This is a genomic window from Rhodoferax sp. LB1P47, from assembly GCF_056521445.1.
The window spans coordinates 261,991-278,730 of record NZ_JBWMAU010000002.1 but is presented as its reverse complement, the minus strand read 5'-3'; the positions used below and the strand labels follow the sequence as shown (position 1 = coordinate 278,730).

Below are 16,740 nucleotides of genomic sequence, written 5' to 3'. Positions count from 1 at the left end.
CCCCAGCGCCGCTGATGCTTATTTACCCCGCTTGACCCGCAGCAGCTCGTCCAGAATCAGGCTGATGGCGCCGATGGTGATGGCCGCATCGGCCAGGTTGAAGGCCGCAAAGTGCATGCCACGCCAATGGAAGTCCAAAAAGTCCACCACGTAGCCGTGTAGCAGCCGGTCCACCACGTTGCCAATCGCCCCGCCCAAAATGCAGGCCATCGCAAACGAGAACAGCTTTTGCCCGGGGTGCGAGCGCAACATGTAGACGATGAACACCGCCGCCGCAATGCCAATGCCGGTAAAGAACCAGCGCTGCCAGCCGCCCGCACCCGCCAAAAACGAGAACGCCGCGCCGGTGTTGTGGGCCCGCACAATGTTGAAAAAGCTGGTCACATAGGTGCTGTCGCCCAGGTGGTAGTAGCCCATGATCAGCACTTTGGTGAACTGGTCGGCTATCAAAATAATGAGCGCTAGGCCCAGCCAGGGGAGCAGGCTGGGGCTGGATTTGGAGAAGGTGGATTTGCTTTTGCTAGCCATTACGCAAACACCCGGGTTTCACCGGCTCCATACAGATTGCTGCTGCAACGTCCGCAGATCGTCGGGTGGGCTGCGTCCACACCCACATCCGGCGTGTAATGCCAGCAGCGCTCGCACTTGGTGTCTAAACTGGCTGTAGCGCAGGTACTGATTGCGCTACCAGCTATTAAATTAATAGCTGATGTAATGAACACGAATTTCAGGTCTGCCCCCAGGTTGGACAGCAGGGCAAAGTCGTCTGCCGCCACCGTCAGGTCTACATTGGCTTGCAGGGATGCGCCCACTTTGCCATCGGCGCGCAGCACTTCGATGTCTTTGTTGACCGTGTCGCGGATCTCGCGGATGCGGCTCCACTTGGCCAGCAAGTCGGCGTCCGGCGTGCCCAGGTCGGCATAGGTTTCCAGGAAGATGGATTCGCTGGTGCCAAAAATCTTCCATGCCTCCTCAGAAGTGAAGCTGAGGAACGGGGCCATCCAGCGCAACATGGCGTGGGTGATTTGCCAGAGCGCGGTTTGCGCGCTGCGGCGGGCCAGCGACTTCGGCGCGGTGGTGTAGAGCCGGTCTTTCAGCACGTCCAGGTAGAACGCACCCAGGTCTTCCGAGCAATACACCTGTAGCTTGGTGACCACGGGGTGGAACTCGTACACCTCGTAGTGCGCCAGGATGTCGGCCTGCAACTGGGCGGCACGGCTGAGGGCGTAGCGGTCAATTTCCAGCAACTGGTCTGCGGGCACTGCGTCCGTCGCGGGATTGAAATCGCTGACGTTGGCCATCAAAAACTTCAGCGTGTTACGCACCCGGCGGTAGGTGTCCACCACGCGGGCCAAAATTTTCGCGTCGATGGCCAGGTCGCCCGAATAGTCGGTCGATGCACACCACAGGCGGATGATTTCCGCGCCCATCTTGTCGCTGACTTCTTGCGGCGCAACCACATTGCCCTCGCTCTTGCTCATCTTGCGGCCTTTGCCGTCCACGGTGAAGCCGTGCGTCAGCAGGCCCTTGTACGGCGCGTGGTCGTACATGGCGCACGAGGTGAGCAGGGAGCTGTGGAACCAGCCGCGGTGCTGGTCGTGGCCTTCCAGGTACAGATCGGCGGGCCAAGCGGATTGCTCTTTGTGGCTGGCGCGCAGCACGTGCTCGTGGGTGGTGCCGGAGTCGAACCACACGTCGAGGATGTCGTTGACCTTGGTGTAGTGCTCTGCATCGGCACCGATGATGGATTCGGCCGTGGCCTTGCTCCAGGCCTCCACGCCGCCCGCTTCCACCATGCTTGCGGCCTGGTCCATGATCTCCATGGTGCGCGGGTGCAGTTCACCGGTGGCGGTGTGGATGAAGAATGGCAGGGGCACGCCCCAGTTGCGCTGGCGGCTGATGCACCAGTCGGGCCGCCCCGCAATCATGTCGCGCAGCCGGGTTTTGCCGTTTTCGGGGTAGAAGCTGGTCTCGTTGATGGCGGCCAGGGCCAGTTTGCGCAGGGTTTGCGGGGCTTTATCGACCGTGAATACGCCTTCGCCCTCGTCCATGCGGATGAACCACTGGGCGGCGGCCCGGTAGATTACCGGGGTTTTGTGCCGCCAGCAGTGCGGGTAGCTGTGGGTGATGACTTCCGTGGCAAACAGGCGGTCGTGCTCGCGCAGTTTTTCAATGACCAGGGGTGCGGCCTTCCAGATGTTCAGCCCGCCAAACAGCGGCAAGTCATCCACGTAGCGGCCATTGCCTTGCACCGGGTTCAGGATGTCGTCGGTCTTGATGCCGTTGGCCACGCAGGAGTTGAAATCCTCTACGCCGTAGGCGGGGGACGAATGGACGATACCGGTGCCGTCGTCTGCCGTAGCGTAATCGGCCAGGAAGACAGGGCTCAGGCGGCGGTAGCCCGGGTCCACTTCGTAGAACGGGTGCTTGAAGTTAATGAAGGCCAGCTTTTCGCCCAGGGCGGTGGCCAGCACCGTGCCATTCAGGGCGAAGCGGGCGGTGGCTTTTTCCACCAAATCCTCGGCCAGCAGCAGGATGCCGCGCTCGGTTTGCACCAGGGCGTAGGTCAGGGACGGGTTCAGGTTCAGGGCCTGGTTGGCGGGGATGGTCCAGGCGGTGGTGGTCCAGATCACGGCGAAGGCGGGCTGGGGCAGCGACTCCAGACCAAAGGCGGCAGCCAGCTTTTCGGGTTCAGCGCATTCAAAGCCCACGTCCAGCGTTTGCGACTTTTTGTCGGCGTATTCGATCTCGAACTCGGCCAGCGAGCTGCCGCAGTCGAAACACCAGTACACCGGCTTCAAACCCCGGTAGACAAAGCCGCGTTCCATGATGCGTTTCAGGGCACGGATTTCGTTGGCCTCGTTGCCAAAATCCATCGTGCGGTAGGGGTTGTCCCACTCGCCCAGCACACCCAGGCGCTTGAAGTCGGCCATCTGCCCGGCAATCTGCTCGGCGGCGAAGGCGCGGCTTTTGGCCTGCACTTCGTCGCGGCTCAGGCTGCGGCCATGCAGCTTTTCAATCGCGTTTTCGATCGGCAGGCCGTGGCAGTCCCAGCCCGGCACGTAGGTCGCGTCCATGCCCTTGAGTTGGCGCGCCTTGACGATCATGTCCTTCAAGATTTTGTTGACAGCGTGGCCGATGTGGATGTTGCCGTTGGCGTAGGGCGGGCCGTCGTGCAGTACGAAGCGCGGCGCACCACAGCGCGAGGCGCGCAGCTTTTTGTAGATGCCTTGGTCTTCCCATTCCTTGACCCAGCCTGGCTCGCGCTTGGGCAGGTCGCCGCGCATGGGGAAGGGGGTGTCGGGCAGGTTCAGGGTGCTGCGGTAGTCGGTGGCGGTTGATTCGGTCATGGGATTTTCGATTGGCACGTTGGGAAGGCAGCCGACAGGCGTGGGCTGCGAGATCTGGTGGCCGGGCGGGCCTTGAGATCGTCTAAATTCGGTCGCGCGTTGTCTGGCGGCTGGTTTCTGTGTGCAAGCTGGCGAAGTACGCCCGTGCGTCGTCGCAGTCTTTGGCGATGCCGATTTGCAGGGCATCCAGACTGTCGTATTTCAATTCTTCATGCAATTTGTGCAGCAGTTCCACGCGGATAATTTTACCGTAGGCCCCCTCGGGGCCCAGGCTGGCGGGCCAGTCCAGGCAGTGGGTTTCCAGCAGCACACGGCCACCGTTGGTGTCGTTCGGGTCCAGCGAGGGGCGGATGCCCAGGTTCGCCACGCCCACCAGGGCTTGTTCACCCAGGCCATGCACCTTGACTGCAAAGATGCCGCTGGCGGCGGGCTTCCAGTGGGCAAAGCGCAAATTTAGGGTGCGAAAGCCGTCCTGGCGGCCCGGGGCCGATTCGCCCAGTTGCCGCCCCAGTTTGCGTCCGTGCACCACATGGCCGCTGATACTGAACGGGCGGCCCAGCAGCCGGGCTACATCCACCATGCGGCCTTCTTCCAGGGCCGAGCGCACGGCCGAACTGGAGACGCGCAGGCCTCGCACCTCATAGCTGTTCATGCGGGCGACGTCAAAGCCCTGGGCATCGCCCGCCGCGTCCAGCATGGCGTAGTCGCCCGTGCGCTTGGCGCCGAAGCGAAAGTCGTCGCCCACCAGCACATAGCGCACGCCCATGCCGCGCACCAGCACGTCGCCGATGAAGGCCTCGGGCGCTTGGGCGGCGAAGGTGGCATCGAAGGGCAGCACCACCGCCTGGTCCACGCCACAGCGGTGCAGTTCGGTGAGTTTGTCGCGCAGGGTGGCGATGCGGGCCGGGGCTAGGTTGGGCTGGCCGAGGGCCTGGGCAAAGTAGTCGCGCGGGTGCGGCTCGAAGGTCATGACGCAACTGGGTACTTCCCGGTGCCGGGCTTCGTTGATCAACAGTGCCAGCATGGCCTGGTGGCCACGGTGCACGCCGTCAAAATTGCCGATAGTGAGCGCGCAGTGGGGCGCAATGCCAGGGTGTTGGAAGCCACGGAAAACCAGCATGGAATGTTATCTTTTTGATAGCGAATCGCGCCCGTCGAATAAGCGCTGTCACGTAATAAGTCATGGAACAAGGTATATTGTGACGTAGCAAACAGGCAGCATTTCCGGTAAGTGGTTTATCAACCGTTCCAGGAGGCGTTTCGTGAAGGTCTTGAAGCTCTCAGCCCAAGGGTTGCCCCAGTCGTGGATATCGCTGGAGCTAGCCGTCGTGCACTACGCTGCCGAGGATGTGCGCTGGGAGATGGGCGCGCAGGTGGCGGTGTTCCACGGTGGGCACAACGCCATCACCGGTACGCAGTCCATCATTACCGTCAACAGCATCATCGGCACGCGCGGTGTGCCCAACATCAACCCCTTTGACCTGCGCCCCAGCCTGACCAACACCAAGCTGTTTGTGCGCGACCGCTGTGTCTGCGCATACTGCGGCAACCATTTCCATGAAGACGTGCTGACCCGCGAGCACATCAAACCGCTAGGCCAGAAGGGCGCGGACACTTGGATGAATGTAGTCACCGCCTGTAAGGCTTGCAACCACCGCAAGAGCAACCGCACGCCCGAGCAGGCCCATATGCCGCTGCTATACACGCCTTACGTGCCCAGCCTGTGGGAAGACTTTATTTTGCGCAACCGCCGCATCCTGGCCGACCAGATGGATTTTCTGATGGCCCACGTGCCGAAGTCGTCGCGGTTGTTAATTTAGCCCCAGCTCGGTACACAGCTTGTTCACCGTGGCCCGTAATTGGGCCACTTCTTCTTCTAGCGCCTCGATCCGCGCTTCCAACCGGGTGGTGTTGCCGGTGTCAGCCGTTTTGCTGGCGACAGCATTCAGATCCACCGGGCCGCACAGCAGGTGCGCCCAGCGCTGCTCGCGTTCGCCGGGGCTGCGGGCCAGCTGGACCACCAGCGGGCCGCCTTTCTCAGTGCTGCGCTCCAGCATTTCGTCCAGAAAGCCTTCCACCGAGGAGATGTCGGCAAACTTGTACCAGCGCTCGGTGTTCAGCCGCAGTTCGCCTGCGGTTTGCGGGCCGCGCAGCATCAACAGGCCCAATATCACCGACGACTGCTCGGGTACGCCGATGCCGCGCTGGAAGTTGTGCTCGAAGCGGGTGACCCGGCTGCCGCTGGATTCGCGCACCAGGGTTGCATCTTTCAAACTGCCCAGGGCTTCGGCGATTTCGGCCTCGGTCAGGTTCATGGCAGGTTCGCGGCTGGTTTTCTGGTTGCAGCCGTTGAGTAGTGCGGCCATCGATAGGGGGTAACTGTCCGGCACGGTGCGGGCTTTTTCCATCAAGGTGGCAAGGACGCGGGCTTCGGTGGGCGAGAGGAGGGTAGTCACAGGGATAATTCCGGTCAGTATGAAGAACATTGTTATTTTGATCTCTGGCGGCGGCTCCAATATGGCCGCGATCGTGCGCACCTCGTTGCGGGACGACTGGGCCGGGCGTTTGGGCTCCAAAGTGGTGGCGGTGGTGAGCAACAAGGCCACAGCGGCGGGGCTGGACTTTGCGCGGGCGCAGGGGCTGGCGGCCGAGGTGGTGGAGCACAAGGCGTTTGCCGATGCACCCGATCCGCGTACGGCGTTTGATGCCCAACTGGCCCAGGTGATTGACCGCCATGAACCCGCGCTGGTGGTGCTGGCGGGTTTTATGCGCATCCTGACGCCGGGGTTTGTGGCGCGCTATGCGGGGCGGCTGGTGAATATCCACCCGTCGCTGCTACCGGCTTTTGCGGGGCTGAATACCTACCAGCGGGCGCTGGACGCAGGCTGCTGCTTTGCCGGGGCTACTGTGCACCAGGTGACCGCCGAGCTAGACCACGGCCCCATTCTGGGCCAGGCCGTAGTGCCGGTGCTGCCGGGCGACACCGCGCAGTTGCTGGCCGCACGGGTGCTCACCCAAGAGCACTTGCTGTATCCACGTGTGGTGGCTAATTTGCTATTAAAAATATAGCTAATTGCGCTTGTGTAATAAACGCTAAGGTCGATTTTTTATAAATTTTCTGACTGCCCGGGTCTTACGGAAGGGAATTACAAGCCTTCCAGAAACACAGCAGAACTGGCTTTGCCACCCCCCGCAAGGGGTGGGAGACAGAAGCGAAGTTCTACCGCCTGGGGGTCACTAAATTTCAGTAGCTGAGTCCGAAGCCGAATGGGTACAGCGTGTCGATGGTGGGGTAGCCGGGTGCATCCGGCTGGTTGTTTACCACCGCCTGCACATTGTTGGCCAGCGCAAACGGCAGCTTGCCCTGCGGCTTGAACGCTGCACCGCTGGCCAGCACCTTGCCGCTCAGCACGTCCAGCAGCGCGGTGTTGCTGATACCGAAGCCCGCAACAATGGCGCCAGCACCCTTCAGACCACTGGCATCGTCGAGTACGTAGGGCTGGCGAAAGTAAATAGCCAGTACGGTCTTCTTGGCACCGACTTCGTTCATTACTGCCTTGATGTCCGCCAGGGAGGGCGAAACCAGCCATGACTGGGCTGTCGCCATCTCGGTGAAGGACAGCATGCCGTTTTCCCACGGCAGCGAGCCGCCGAAGTTCAGACCGTTGTCTAGGCAGGCCTTGGCCGCGTCTTCCGCCGTGTAATCGCTGGTGGCCACGCAGCGGTCGAGCGCGCCCCAAGCTTTGCCGGTCGCGGGGTTGATCTTGCCGCCGGTGGCAGGATCGTTGCTCTTGTAGCTGCTGGTGACCTTGGTAGTCGTACCCGCCAGCAGATTGTTGTTCGATACCTCGACCCGGATTACCGCGTAGTCGTGGCCTGCCGCACTGGGCCGCACGCCACCCACCAGGGCCTCGCCGTCGGTCACTGTATAGCCATATTTCGTAGTGTCGGTCTTGGCCAGACCCATCGTGTAGACCTTGGCTCCTGCTTGAAGTGGCAAGGTTTTGCTGCCGCTGGCCTGGTTTTGGTTTTGCAGCAGTACGACGGATTTGCGCTGGATCTCCATGCCGACTGCGCGGTGGGCATCGCTACCAATGCTGCCGCTGGCCAGGCTGGCGTTGATGTAGGGGTTCTCGAACAGTCCCAGCTGGAACTGCTCTTTCAGCAGGCGCTTGGCGGCTTCGGTGACCCGGGCTTCGGACACCAGGCCGGCGCTGACCAGGTCGGTGATGGTCTTGTTGACGCTGAAGCCGGACAGCGTTTCTGTACCGCCGTTGATGGCGGCGGCTACGCGCTCGGAAACAGTCTTTTTCTCCATCCCCCAGGCGCGGTCGTTGATGATGCCGGTGTCGGAGTTCACGTAGCCTTTGAAGCCGAGTTTGCCGCGCAGCAGGTCGGTGACCACCTGCTTGGAGAAGGCAAAACCGATCTGGTCGTAGGTTACACCTTCGTAAGTCACGTTGATGGGCACGCCGTAGTAGGGCATGACGGCCGATACGCCTGCTTCTAGCGCGGCCAAAAAGGGCTTGAGGTGGTAGGCGAAATTGCCAGCCGGATAGGCTTGGTTCTTGCCGTGTGCGTAGTGCGGGTCGAAACCACCTTCCTGCGGGCCACCGCCCGGGAAGTGCTTCATCGTCAATGCCACCGCCGACTTTGCGTTCACCGAGCTGCCGTCCTTGATGGTCGTACCTTGCAGGGTCTGCACCAGCGTTTTCATGATGTCGGCGTTCAGGTCGGCATCTTCGGTAAAGGTTTCGTGCACCCGGTACCAGCGTGGCTCGGTAGACAGGTCGGCCATGTAGCCGTACATGCCGCGCAGGCCGATGGACTTCCACTCGTCGCCCATCACCGTGGCGAATTGCTGGACCACCGACATATCACCTGCGCCCAAAGATGCGGCGGCCAGACCCGCTTCCTTGGGGAATTCGGTGAACGCGCCTGCGGCTTCGCTGATGCCAAAGCGAGGGTCTTTCTCGTAGTGGTTACGGGCGTTGGATTTAAATATTACCGGGATGCCCAGGCGGGTGGCCTCGCCCATCTCCTGCACGGTATTCGTGAAGTTGGCTGCCTGCTCTGGGGTGACTTGGCCGGTGGTCGGCGTGGCGGACACCACGCTGCGAAAGATGAAGCGGCTCATCTTCTGGGTATTGATGAAGCCTGCGGCGGATACCGGTGCGGCCCCGGCCGTTCCGGCGTTCAGGGTGTCGATCAGCATCAGGCCGACTTTTTCCTCCAGCGTCATTTGGGCTACCAGGTCGTCAATACGCTGCTCTAGCGGCAGCCGCCAGTCTTCGTATATATCCAGCTTGCCATTGCCGTTGGCGTCTTTGAATTGTTTGCCATCCACGTTCAGCACGGCCTTGGAACGTGCGCCGATCAAGGGCTGGGCCACCTCGGTGTCGTTACCGCCGCAGCTGACCAGGGTCAAAGCCAAACCCAGGGCCAGTGCCAGCTGGGTCTTGGTATGGCATTGGAGGGCTCTAGTACGGGCCGTGGCCCCCAGCGGTTTTTGTGTGTTCATTATTTATGTCTCCTGTGGGTCAAAGTGCGGCAAGGGTTGTGGCATGTGCCTTGCCATGAGTGTCAACATCAAATGGATTGTGTTAACGTTAACTTTTATTGTTATCGTTAACAATTTGACTGTCAATGCGAGGAGACCTAGAGGTATCCCTAGGTTGGTGTCGGCTTAAACGCTGTCGCGTTCGATGATGGTGAAGCCGATATCGATGGTGTGGTGTGGGATGGTGCGACCTTCAACGCGGTCCACAATGCAGCGCGCGGCCTCGGTGCCGATGCGTGTGCCGTCGATACGAACAGTGGTCAGTGCGGGGTGCAGATCTCTTGCAAAAGCCAGGTCGCCAAAGCCCACCATCGCAAGTCTGCCGGGAACCGCTATGCCCAGAGCCTGGGCCTCGGTCAACACGCCCAGTGCCAGCAGGTCAGAGCTGCAAAATACCGCATCAAAGTCGGCATTGCGTGACAGCAAGGCCTGCAGGCCTGAGCGCCCGCTGCCAAGAGTGGTGGGCGCGGGGACGACATGTACCAATGGCTCTGGCAGTCCCAGGCTGTGAGCGGTGGCTACAAAAGCCTGGCTGCGACGCTGAGCGCGCTCGTCGTCGCCCCCAATGACGGCCAAGCGCTGGTGGCCCCGACCAACCAGGTAGCGGCACACTGCATCGGCCACCGCGCTGTGCGAAAAGCCGACTAGCATGTCTATAGGTTCAGGCGTCAGGTCCCAGGTTTCGACCACCGGAATGCCCGAGGCCTGTAGCCGTCGGCGCGCATCGTCCGAATGCACCACACCGGTCAGCACAATGCCATCTGGTCGGCGGCCAATGATGGCCCCCAGCAGTTCGTCTTCCAATGGATCGGTGTAGCCGGTTTGCCCTAGCATCAGTTGGTAACCCTGTAGCCGCAGAGCGGCAGTCAGTGCTTGTACGGTTTCGTTGAAAACCGGGCTGATCAGGGTGGGTACCAGGGCCGCTACTAGGCGGCTTTTGTTGGACCGCAGGCCGCCGGCCAGCAGGTTGGGCACGTAGCCGGTACTGGCAATCGCGGCGCGCACTTTGGCCAGCGTGGCAGGCGGTAGGCGATCGGGGGTGTTGATGGCGCGCGACACTGTCATGGCCGATAGACCGGCCAGACGCGCCACATCGTTCACGGTGATGCTGGCGGCGCGTTGTTTGCGGTTGGGCGTGGGCGACGGATCGGATGGTGGAGGATGTGGCAGCGCGGTCATTGCAATAGATGGTAGCTGCAACTGCGTCGCCATGATCTGCTGATGAAGTACTCAAATTAACTACTGAAAGTGTAGCTTGCATCGCATATTAAATATGCGCTAGAGCCTGTTTTTATGCTGTAACGCTGAAGGTGGAGCCGGTGGTCTTGCTGGCCGAACCTGCGGCAATCGCGGCGTACTGTTTGAGCAACTGCTGCGCCAACTGGTTCAGGTCGATGCTGTCTGCACTGGCGCTGTTGGTGCTGGCGGTTTTTTGCAGCGTTTCCACGGCAGTGGTCACTTGCTTGGCAAAAGCATTGGCTTCGGTGTTGCTGAGTTTGCCGTCTTTGTCGGTGTCGATGGCCTTGAGCAGAGCCTCCAAGGTGCTGTCGGCGCTGAGCGTGCCCGCTGCGGCCCCGGCAGCGGCTTCGGCGGCCGAGACGATGCCGTCCTGGTTGGTGTCCAGCGGGTCGTAGGTGGTGCTGTCGGTGCTGCTGCCCGAGGGCGGTGGGCCGCCGGGTGGTGGCCCACCGGCAGCTTGCGGGCCACCTGCGTCGAATTCGGCTTTGCTCAGTTGGCCATCGGCATCGGTGTCCAGGCTGGCAAATGTGCCACTGTCGCCGTCGTCGTCAGTGACGGTGGTGGTGGTTGTCACCGTGGTGGTCACGGTGGTGCTGGTGTCGCTGCGGGTCTGGGCAAAGTCCATCGTGCTGGGCAGAGGGACGATGCTGGGGATGCCCTTTTGGAGTTCGTCGGCATTCAGACTGCCGTCGGCATTGGTATCCAACTCACCCATCAGTTGGGCCGCTGTGTTGCTATTGGTGACACCGGTGCGCTCAGACACCTTGTCCATCAAGGTTTGCAGTTCGGCACCGTTTACGCCCCCGCTGCTGTCGGTATCTGTTTTGCTAAACAGTTTGGCTTTGCGCTCTGCTGCCATGGTGGCCCAGGCGTTGCTGCTGTTGCTGACAGGGCTTATGGCGGTCATGGCGGGTCCTTTAACGTGAAGGGGGGCTGCGTGAATCGTGCGTCTGATTTTTGTGTTGCCCGGTAAAGCTGGTTTGTCCGCTGTGTATCTGGCTTGGTACAAAAGCCGGTTTGAGCGTTGGAAAAGAAGGGTAAAGAGCGCCTAGTTTTGGCCTTTGGGGGGCTTGTGTCTGCCTACACTTTTCGCAGAAATGAACAATTTATGAACCCCACTCGGCAAATTTTGGTCGTCGATGACGACGAAGGCATCACCACGTTGTTGCGCGACTACCTGTCGGGTTTCTCCTTTTGCACCCATACCGCCTGTGATGGGCCCAGCATGCGCCAGCAATTGGCCACGCTGCCGATTGACCTGGTGGTGCTCGATGTCATGCTGCCCGGCGCGGACGGCCTGAGCTTGGCGCGTGAGCTGCGCCAGCATTCGGGTATTCCGATCATCATGCTGACGGCGCGCACCAACCACTACGACCGGGTGCTGGGTCTGGAGATGGGGGCTGACGACTACATGAGCAAGCCCTTCGAGCCGCGTGAGCTGGTGGCCCGTATCCACACCGTATTGCGCCGTGCGGCCAACGTACACGACCGGATCTTGCAAGAGGTGGGCAGCGATGTGGTGTATTTCGATGGTTGGGCACTGCACCGGCACGAGCGGCGCTTGACTGCCCCATCGGGTCTGGTGGTGCCGCTGTCGAACGCCGAATTCCGCTTGTTATCCAGCTTTTTGGCGGCACCGCGCCGCTTGCTGAGCCGTGACCAGCTGATGGAGCAGGCCCGAGGCCGGGCTATGGATGCGTTCGAGCGCAGCATTGATCTGCTGGTATCGCGGCTACGGCAAAAGTTGAGCGACACCACGCAGTCGCAGGATGTGCCATCCTTGATCAAAACAGTGCGGGGCTCGGGTTATATGTTTACCGCGCAATCCGTGTTGGGTCAGCCTGCGTGGCATCTCTGAAGCGGATTTTCGCGCGGCTGCTACCCGCCACATTGTTTGGCCGCTTGGCCTTGCTGCTGTCGGTGGCGGTATTGGTCAGCCACGTGCTGGCATTGACCATGATGTTTCAGCTCCGCCCGCCCATGCCCATGCCCATGCCCATGCCCATGCCCATGCCCATGCCCATGCCAGACGCGGGCGCAGACCTGTTCGCCTGGAACCCGGAGCCGTCGGATAGCGGTCGCCCAAAGCATGGCCCTCCGCCACCTGCGTCTTGGGCCGATTTGGTACCGGGCCTGTGGCTGGATGTTGGCGTGCGCTTGGGTGCCTTGGTGCTGGCCGCCTGGTTTGCCGCCCGCTGGTTGTCGGAACCGATCCGCCGCCTCGCCCGCGCGGCCCATGCCTTGGGTGAAGATGTGGACCACCCAGCCTTGCCCGAAGACGGTCCGCTGGAATGCCGCGAGGCCAGTCGGGTGTTTAACCAGATGCAAGCGCAAATCCGCCAGCAATTGCAAGAGCGCGACCGTTTTGTGGCGGCGGTGTCGCACGATCTGCGCACCCCGCTGACACGCTTGCGCTTGCGGGCCGAAGGGCTGGACGATCCGGCGCAAAAGCAAGCCTTCCAAAACGATGTCGTCGAGATGGACGCGATGATCACCGCCACGTTGGATTACCTGCGCGGCGCAGCCCTTGAGGAGCCCTTTGTGCTGTTGGATGTGCAGTCGCTGGTGCAAAGCATGGCCGATGACCAGCTGGCCTGCGGGCACACGGTGTGCATTAGCGGCAGCGCGGCCCCGTTGCTGGCCCAGGTCTCGGCCTTGCGCCGCTGCATCGGCAACTTGGTGGAGAACGCCATCCGCTACGGCGGCGCAGCGCACATTCAGCTCAAGGATGCGGCGGATTACCTGCTGGTCGAAGTCATGGATCCCGGCCCCGGATTGCCAGAATCCGAGCTAGAACAGGTGCTGGCCCCGTTCTACCGTGTCGAGGCTTCACGCAACCGCCACCACGGTGGAGTCGGCCTGGGCCTGTCCATCAGCCATGACATTGCGCGCAAGCACCGGGGCAGTTTGCAACTGCGCAACGGTGCTGCCGCCGGGTTGGTCGCTACGCTGCGCCTGCCTCGATAAGCGTAAAGCGCGGCTGGCGCACACCTGCGATCACCACTTCTTCTTCAAACATCGCCGCCGGGCGCACCCATAGGCCATGTTCGCCGTAGAGGGCGCGGTACAGCGTCATCGGCTCCAGCGTTTCGCTGTGCCGCACCGTGCCGAGCACGTCATACAGCATGCCCTTGTAGTGGCGGTAGCGGCCGGGCGGGGTGGTAAGGAGCGGGGGGAGTTTGTCGTTGGACATGAAAATAGGGGGCAGTAAAAAGCGGCGTGGGACAATATGCGTTATGCATCCTAAAGATTTCCTCGACGAGTGTTCTGAACTCGTACGCCAAGCCCTCCAATTTGAACACCCTGCCGACTCGGTGGTTTCGCGGTTTTTCCGCGACAACCGGTCGCTGGGCCCACGTGAGCGAGCCACCCTGGCCGAAACCGTCTACACGGTTTTGCGCAAAAAACTGCTGTTTGACCACTTTGCCCCTTCCGGCAGTGGCTCCAAGCAGCGTCGCCTGGCGATTTTGGGTTTCCACGGTCCGCGCGACTTCTTGTACGGTGCGCTGACCGACCAAGAGAAAACTTGGTTGGAGAACTGCGACAAAGTCAAGTCTGAAGACCTGCTGGACCGCCACCGCCACAACCTGCCCGAGTGGCTGGTGCAGCCGCTGAAAGACCAACTGAAAGACGAATTTTGGCCGCTGGTGGAAAGCCTGGTCCACGGCGCAGGCCTGGATTTACGCGTCAACGCCCTGAACGCCAAGCGCGACGACGTGCAAAAAGAGCTGGCCAAGGTTGGCATTAAATCTGTCGCCACCCCGTATTCGCCGTTTGGCTTGCGCCTAAGCGATAAGCCCGCGCTGACCAAGCTCGATGCTTTCACCCGTGGTGCCATCGAAGTGCAAGACGAAGGCTCGCAGTTGCTGGCCCTGCTGCTGGATGCCAAGCGTGGCGAAATGGTGGTGGACTTCTGCGCCGGTGCGGGTGGCAAAACATTGGCCATCGGTGCGGGCATGCGTAGCACCGGGCGTTTGTACGCGTTTGACACCTCCGGCCACCGGCTGGACGCGCTCAAGCCCCGGCTGGCGCGCAGCGGTTTGTCTAACGTACACCCTGCCGCCATCGCCCATGAGCGCGACGACCGCATCAAGCGCCTGACCGGCAAGATCGACCGCGTGCTGGTCGATGCCCCTTGCTCCGGCCTGGGTACCCTGCGCCGCAACCCCGACATGAAATGGCGGCAAACCCCCAAGGCAGTGGAAGAGCTGGTGGTCAAGCAAACCGCCATCCTGCAAAGCGCGGCCCGACTGCTTAAGCCCGGCGGCCGCTTGGTCTACGCCACGTGCAGCATCTTGCCGGCTGAAAACGAAGAGATCGCGCTGGCCTTCTCGGCCGCAAATCCCGACTTCACCCCCCTTGAAACGGCGGACATCCTGACCCATCTGAAGGTAGAGAACGCGGCCACCCTGTGCAGCGGTCCGGTCAGTGGCGGCGAGTTTTTGCGTCTGTGGCCACACCGCCACGGAACAGACGGCTTCTTTGCCGCCGTGTGGCAAAAGAAATAAGGCGTAAGACTGGGGTATGTGTGGGGGTGCTGCTCTAGGTAATTTCAGTCCCCCAATTTATAATAGAAGGCTTGGTCGGCGTACGGATACCGCTCGGCTTTTCTAAAACATTGAGGCTTTTTACCTATGTTGTTACCCGATTGGGCTGTGTTGAACGCAGCGGTTGACTGGCTTGCGAACGGTCTGTTGAACCTGTCCTGGTGGCAGGTCGTGTTGTACACGCTGGTCACCACCCACATCACCATTGCCAGCATCACCATTTACCTGCACCGCCACCAGGCGCACCGGGCGATGGACCTGCACGCGCTGCCGGCCCACTTCTTCCGCTTCTGGCTCTGGCTGGCTACTGGCCAGGTGACCAAAGAGTGGGTGTCCATCCACCGCAAGCACCACGCCAAGTGTGAAACCAAGGACGACCCGCACAGCCCCGTAGCGCACGGCATCAAAACCGTGTTCTGGACCGGTGCCGAGCTGTACCGCAAAGAATCCAAAAACCTGGAAACCATCGCCAAGTTCAGCCACGGCTGCCCTAACGACTGGATCGAACGCAACCTGTACAGCCGCTTCAGCTGGCAAGGCGTGGGCCTGATGCTGATTTTGAACCTGGCCTTGTTTGGTGTAGCTGGTTTGACGGTTTGGGCCATCCAGATGGTGTGGACACCGTTCTGGGCTGCTGGCGTCATCAACGGCATTGGCCACTACTTTGGCTACCGCAATTTTGAAGCACCTGACGCGAGCACCAACATCTCGCCCTGGGGCATCATCATTGGTGGCGAAGAGTTGCACAACAACCACCATACCTACCCCACGTCGGCCAAGTTCTCGGTCAAGCCCTACGAATTTGATATTGGCTGGATGTACATCTGTGCGCTGGAAAAAGTGGGCCTGGCCAAGGTCAAAAAGACCCCGCCCAAGCTGCAACTGGGCGCTGTCAAACCCGTAGCCGACGAGAAAACCCTGGAAGCGCTGATCACCAACCGTTACGAAGTCATGGCTGGCTACGCCCGCGAATTGCGCCGTGCCTGCAAGGCCGAACTGGATGCGATCCAAGCCCGCCAGGGCGATGTGTCGGCCCTGCAAGCGGCCAAGCGTTGGATGCACCGCGATGCCGAAAAAGTGCCCGCTGCTGCCCAACCGCAATTGGCCCAGGCCCGCGCTGCCCACCCCGTGCTCGACAAAATGGTGGTGATGCGCGAAGAGCTGCGCCAGATGTGGCTCAACACCTCGCAGTCGCGTGAACAGCTCACCATCGACCTGCAAGCCTGGTGCCACCGTGCCGAAAGCAGCGGCATCAAAGCCTTGCAAGACTTCTCCATGAAGTTGCGCGCTGCACACGCCTGATCGCGTTCACCGCTCCTCAAAAAGCCCGCCGATGCGGGCTTTTTGTTGTCTGGCTCCGGTGGGTCAGCCCCATACATCCAAGGGTGGGTCGTTGGCCACGGCGCGCAGGATGTCGGTGCGCGAAACAAAACCCGTGAGCATGCCGTTGTCATCCACCACCGGCAGGCCGGGCAGATGCGTGTCCAGCAGCGCCTGGGCGACGCGGCGGATGTCGGTGTCAGCCGTCACGCTGGCCACCGGGGTCCACATCACGCTGGCCACAGGCAGGGCCATGCGGTCGGCCCAGTCGCTGGCACTGGGGCTGCCCAGCGTGGGGTAGATATCGGCCCGCAGCAGCATGCCAACCAATTGGCCTTTTGCATCTAGTACCGGCATTTGGCCGATGCGGTGGCGGGCCAGCAGGGCGGCGGCAATGGCCAGTGGCACATCGGTGCGGACGGTGATGGCGGGTTGGGTCATCAACAAGTCCACCCGGTCCAGCGGCTGTCGGGGTGTATCGGGCTGGCTCACTTGGGTGTAGGCGGCAACAGCCGTGGCGGGTAGCAAGGCCTTGGGGTGGGGGTGGGGTGTATCGGCCTCGAACGGCGGAACGGAAAACTCGGGCTCCACCACCAGATCGTTGGGCTCAATAGCGTGCAGTCGCGCCACGGCATGTACCTTGTCGATATGGCGCAGTTGCTCCACCGTGCCGGTGAACACCCGCCCTGTGACTCCATAGACTGAAAACATGGCTCTAGTCCTC

At 61.4% G+C, this 16,740-nt stretch carries 15 protein-coding genes; 6 read left to right on the top strand and 9 right to left on the bottom strand.

The genetic code is table 11. The annotated features are described in order from the left end of the window. Positions 1-18: 18 nt before the first annotated feature. The 3 genes from lspA to AC0969_RS05180 form a co-directional block, all read right to left on the bottom strand. A complete protein-coding gene (gene lspA / locus AC0969_RS05190) occupies positions 19-528 on the bottom strand; it encodes a signal peptidase II (protein ID WP_479623070.1) in 510 nt (169 codons plus the stop codon). Then, positions 528-3,350 carry an isoleucine--tRNA ligase gene (gene ileS, locus AC0969_RS05185; RefSeq protein ID WP_479623069.1) on the bottom strand — a complete coding sequence of 941 codons (2,823 nt, stop codon included), beginning with the start codon at positions 3,348-3,350 and terminating at the stop codon, positions 528-530. The genes lspA and ileS overlap by 1 nt, the downstream gene beginning before the upstream one ends. 82 nt (positions 3,351-3,432) lie before the next feature. Then, positions 3,433-4,470 carry a bifunctional riboflavin kinase/FAD synthetase gene (locus AC0969_RS05180; RefSeq protein ID WP_479623068.1) on the bottom strand — a complete coding sequence of 346 codons (1,038 nt, stop codon included), beginning with the start codon at positions 4,468-4,470 and terminating at the stop codon, positions 3,433-3,435. A gap of 142 nt (positions 4,471-4,612) precedes the next feature. Between AC0969_RS05180 and AC0969_RS05175 the strand changes: the two genes are divergently transcribed. After that, the gene (locus AC0969_RS05175) at positions 4,613-5,170 is read left to right on the top strand and encodes an HNH endonuclease (protein WP_479623067.1); all 558 of its coding nucleotides are present in this window, start codon (positions 4,613-4,615) and stop codon (positions 5,168-5,170) included. Here the strand turns inward: AC0969_RS05175 and AC0969_RS05170 are convergent. Beyond that, the gene (locus AC0969_RS05170) at positions 5,162-5,836 is read right to left on the bottom strand and encodes a YceH family protein (protein WP_479623066.1); all 675 of its coding nucleotides are present in this window, start codon (positions 5,834-5,836) and stop codon (positions 5,162-5,164) included. The two genes, AC0969_RS05175 and AC0969_RS05170, sit on opposite strands and share 9 nt — an antisense overlap. Between AC0969_RS05170 and purN the strand changes: the two genes are divergently transcribed. Further along, positions 5,826-6,419, top strand: coding sequence for a phosphoribosylglycinamide formyltransferase (gene purN, locus AC0969_RS05165; protein WP_479623065.1), 594 nt, complete (start codon positions 5,826-5,828; stop codon positions 6,417-6,419). The two genes, AC0969_RS05170 and purN, sit on opposite strands and share 11 nt — an antisense overlap. 175 nt (positions 6,420-6,594) lie before the next feature. Here the strand turns inward: purN and AC0969_RS05160 are convergent, their stop codons facing one another. The 3 genes from AC0969_RS05160 to AC0969_RS05150 all read right to left on the bottom strand — a co-directional run bounded on the left by AC0969_RS05160 (position 6,595) and on the right by AC0969_RS05150 (position 11,056). Further along, positions 6,595-8,871, bottom strand: coding sequence for a glycoside hydrolase family 3 protein (locus tag AC0969_RS05160; RefSeq protein WP_479623064.1), 2,277 nt, complete (start codon positions 8,869-8,871; stop codon positions 6,595-6,597). Positions 8,872-9,036: 165 nt separating this feature from the next. Continuing rightward, positions 9,037-10,089, bottom strand: a complete 1,053-nt coding sequence (locus tag AC0969_RS05155; protein ID WP_479623063.1) for a LacI family DNA-binding transcriptional regulator — start codon at positions 10,087-10,089, stop codon at positions 9,037-9,039. A gap of 112 nt (positions 10,090-10,201) precedes the next feature. Further along, a complete protein-coding gene (locus AC0969_RS05150) occupies positions 10,202-11,056 on the bottom strand; it encodes an EF-hand domain-containing protein (RefSeq protein ID WP_479623062.1) in 855 nt (284 codons plus the stop codon). A 201-nt stretch (positions 11,057-11,257) separates the two neighbouring features. Here AC0969_RS05150 and AC0969_RS05145 point away from each other — a divergent pair, with 201 nt between their 5' ends. Next, a complete protein-coding gene (locus AC0969_RS05145; protein WP_479623061.1) occupies positions 11,258-12,007 on the top strand; it encodes a response regulator in 750 nt (249 codons plus the stop codon). Continuing rightward, complete coding sequence (locus AC0969_RS05140) at positions 11,995-13,116, top strand: ATP-binding protein (RefSeq protein WP_479623060.1); 1,122 nt, start codon at positions 11,995-11,997, stop codon at positions 13,114-13,116. Before AC0969_RS05145 ends, AC0969_RS05140 begins: the two co-directional genes overlap by 13 nt. Here AC0969_RS05140 and AC0969_RS05135 read toward each other — a convergent pair. Continuing rightward, positions 13,094-13,342, bottom strand: coding sequence for a DUF1653 domain-containing protein (locus AC0969_RS05135; RefSeq protein WP_479623059.1), 249 nt, complete (start codon positions 13,340-13,342; stop codon positions 13,094-13,096). The genes AC0969_RS05140 and AC0969_RS05135 overlap by 23 nt on opposite strands. 43 nt (positions 13,343-13,385) lie before the next feature. Here AC0969_RS05135 and AC0969_RS05130 point away from each other — a divergent pair, with 43 nt between their 5' ends. Together AC0969_RS05130 and AC0969_RS05125 are read left to right on the top strand one after the other, a co-directional pair. After that, the gene (locus AC0969_RS05130) at positions 13,386-14,657 is read left to right on the top strand and encodes an RsmB/NOP family class I SAM-dependent RNA methyltransferase (protein ID WP_479623058.1); all 1,272 of its coding nucleotides are present in this window, start codon (positions 13,386-13,388) and stop codon (positions 14,655-14,657) included. A 126-nt stretch (positions 14,658-14,783) separates the two neighbouring features. Further along, positions 14,784-15,998: a DesA family fatty acid desaturase gene (locus tag AC0969_RS05125; protein WP_479623057.1), complete on the top strand. Its 1,215-nt coding sequence runs from the start codon at positions 14,784-14,786 to the stop codon at positions 15,996-15,998. Positions 15,999-16,061: 63 nt separating this feature from the next. Here the strand turns inward: AC0969_RS05125 and AC0969_RS05120 are convergent, their stop codons facing one another. Next, positions 16,062-16,727, bottom strand: coding sequence for a CBS domain-containing protein (locus tag AC0969_RS05120; RefSeq protein WP_479623056.1), 666 nt, complete (start codon positions 16,725-16,727; stop codon positions 16,062-16,064). Positions 16,728-16,740 lie beyond the last annotated feature (13 nt).

Coding starts and splice junctions, on each gene's coding strand:
- lspA (WP_479623070.1), bottom strand. CDS start 528: ATGGCTAGCAAAAGCAAATCCACCTTCTCCAAATCCAGCCCCAGCCTG.
- ileS (WP_479623069.1), bottom strand. CDS start 3,350: ATGACCGAATCAACCGCCACCGACTACCGCAGCACCCTGAACCTGCCC.
- AC0969_RS05180 (WP_479623068.1), bottom strand. CDS start 4,470: ATGCTGGTTTTCCGTGGCTTCCAACACCCTGGCATTGCGCCCCACTGC.
- purN (WP_479623065.1), top strand. CDS start 5,826: ATGAAGAACATTGTTATTTTGATCTCTGGCGGCGGCTCCAATATGGCC.
- AC0969_RS05170 (WP_479623066.1), bottom strand. CDS start 5,836: ATGTTCTTCATACTGACCGGAATTATCCCTGTGACTACCCTCCTCTCG.
- AC0969_RS05160 (WP_479623064.1), bottom strand. CDS start 8,871: ATGAACACACAAAAACCGCTGGGGGCCACGGCCCGTACTAGAGCCCTC.
- AC0969_RS05155 (WP_479623063.1), bottom strand. CDS start 10,089: ATGACCGCGCTGCCACATCCTCCACCATCCGATCCGTCGCCCACGCCC.
- AC0969_RS05150 (WP_479623062.1), bottom strand. CDS start 11,056: ATGACCGCCATAAGCCCTGTCAGCAACAGCAGCAACGCCTGGGCCACC.
- AC0969_RS05145 (WP_479623061.1), top strand. CDS start 11,258: ATGAACCCCACTCGGCAAATTTTGGTCGTCGATGACGACGAAGGCATC.
- AC0969_RS05135 (WP_479623059.1), bottom strand. CDS start 13,342: ATGTCCAACGACAAACTCCCCCCGCTCCTTACCACCCCGCCCGGCCGC.
- AC0969_RS05130 (WP_479623058.1), top strand. CDS start 13,386: ATGCATCCTAAAGATTTCCTCGACGAGTGTTCTGAACTCGTACGCCAA.
- AC0969_RS05125 (WP_479623057.1), top strand. CDS start 14,784: ATGTTGTTACCCGATTGGGCTGTGTTGAACGCAGCGGTTGACTGGCTT.
- AC0969_RS05120 (WP_479623056.1), bottom strand. CDS start 16,727: ATGTTTTCAGTCTATGGAGTCACAGGGCGGGTGTTCACCGGCACGGTG.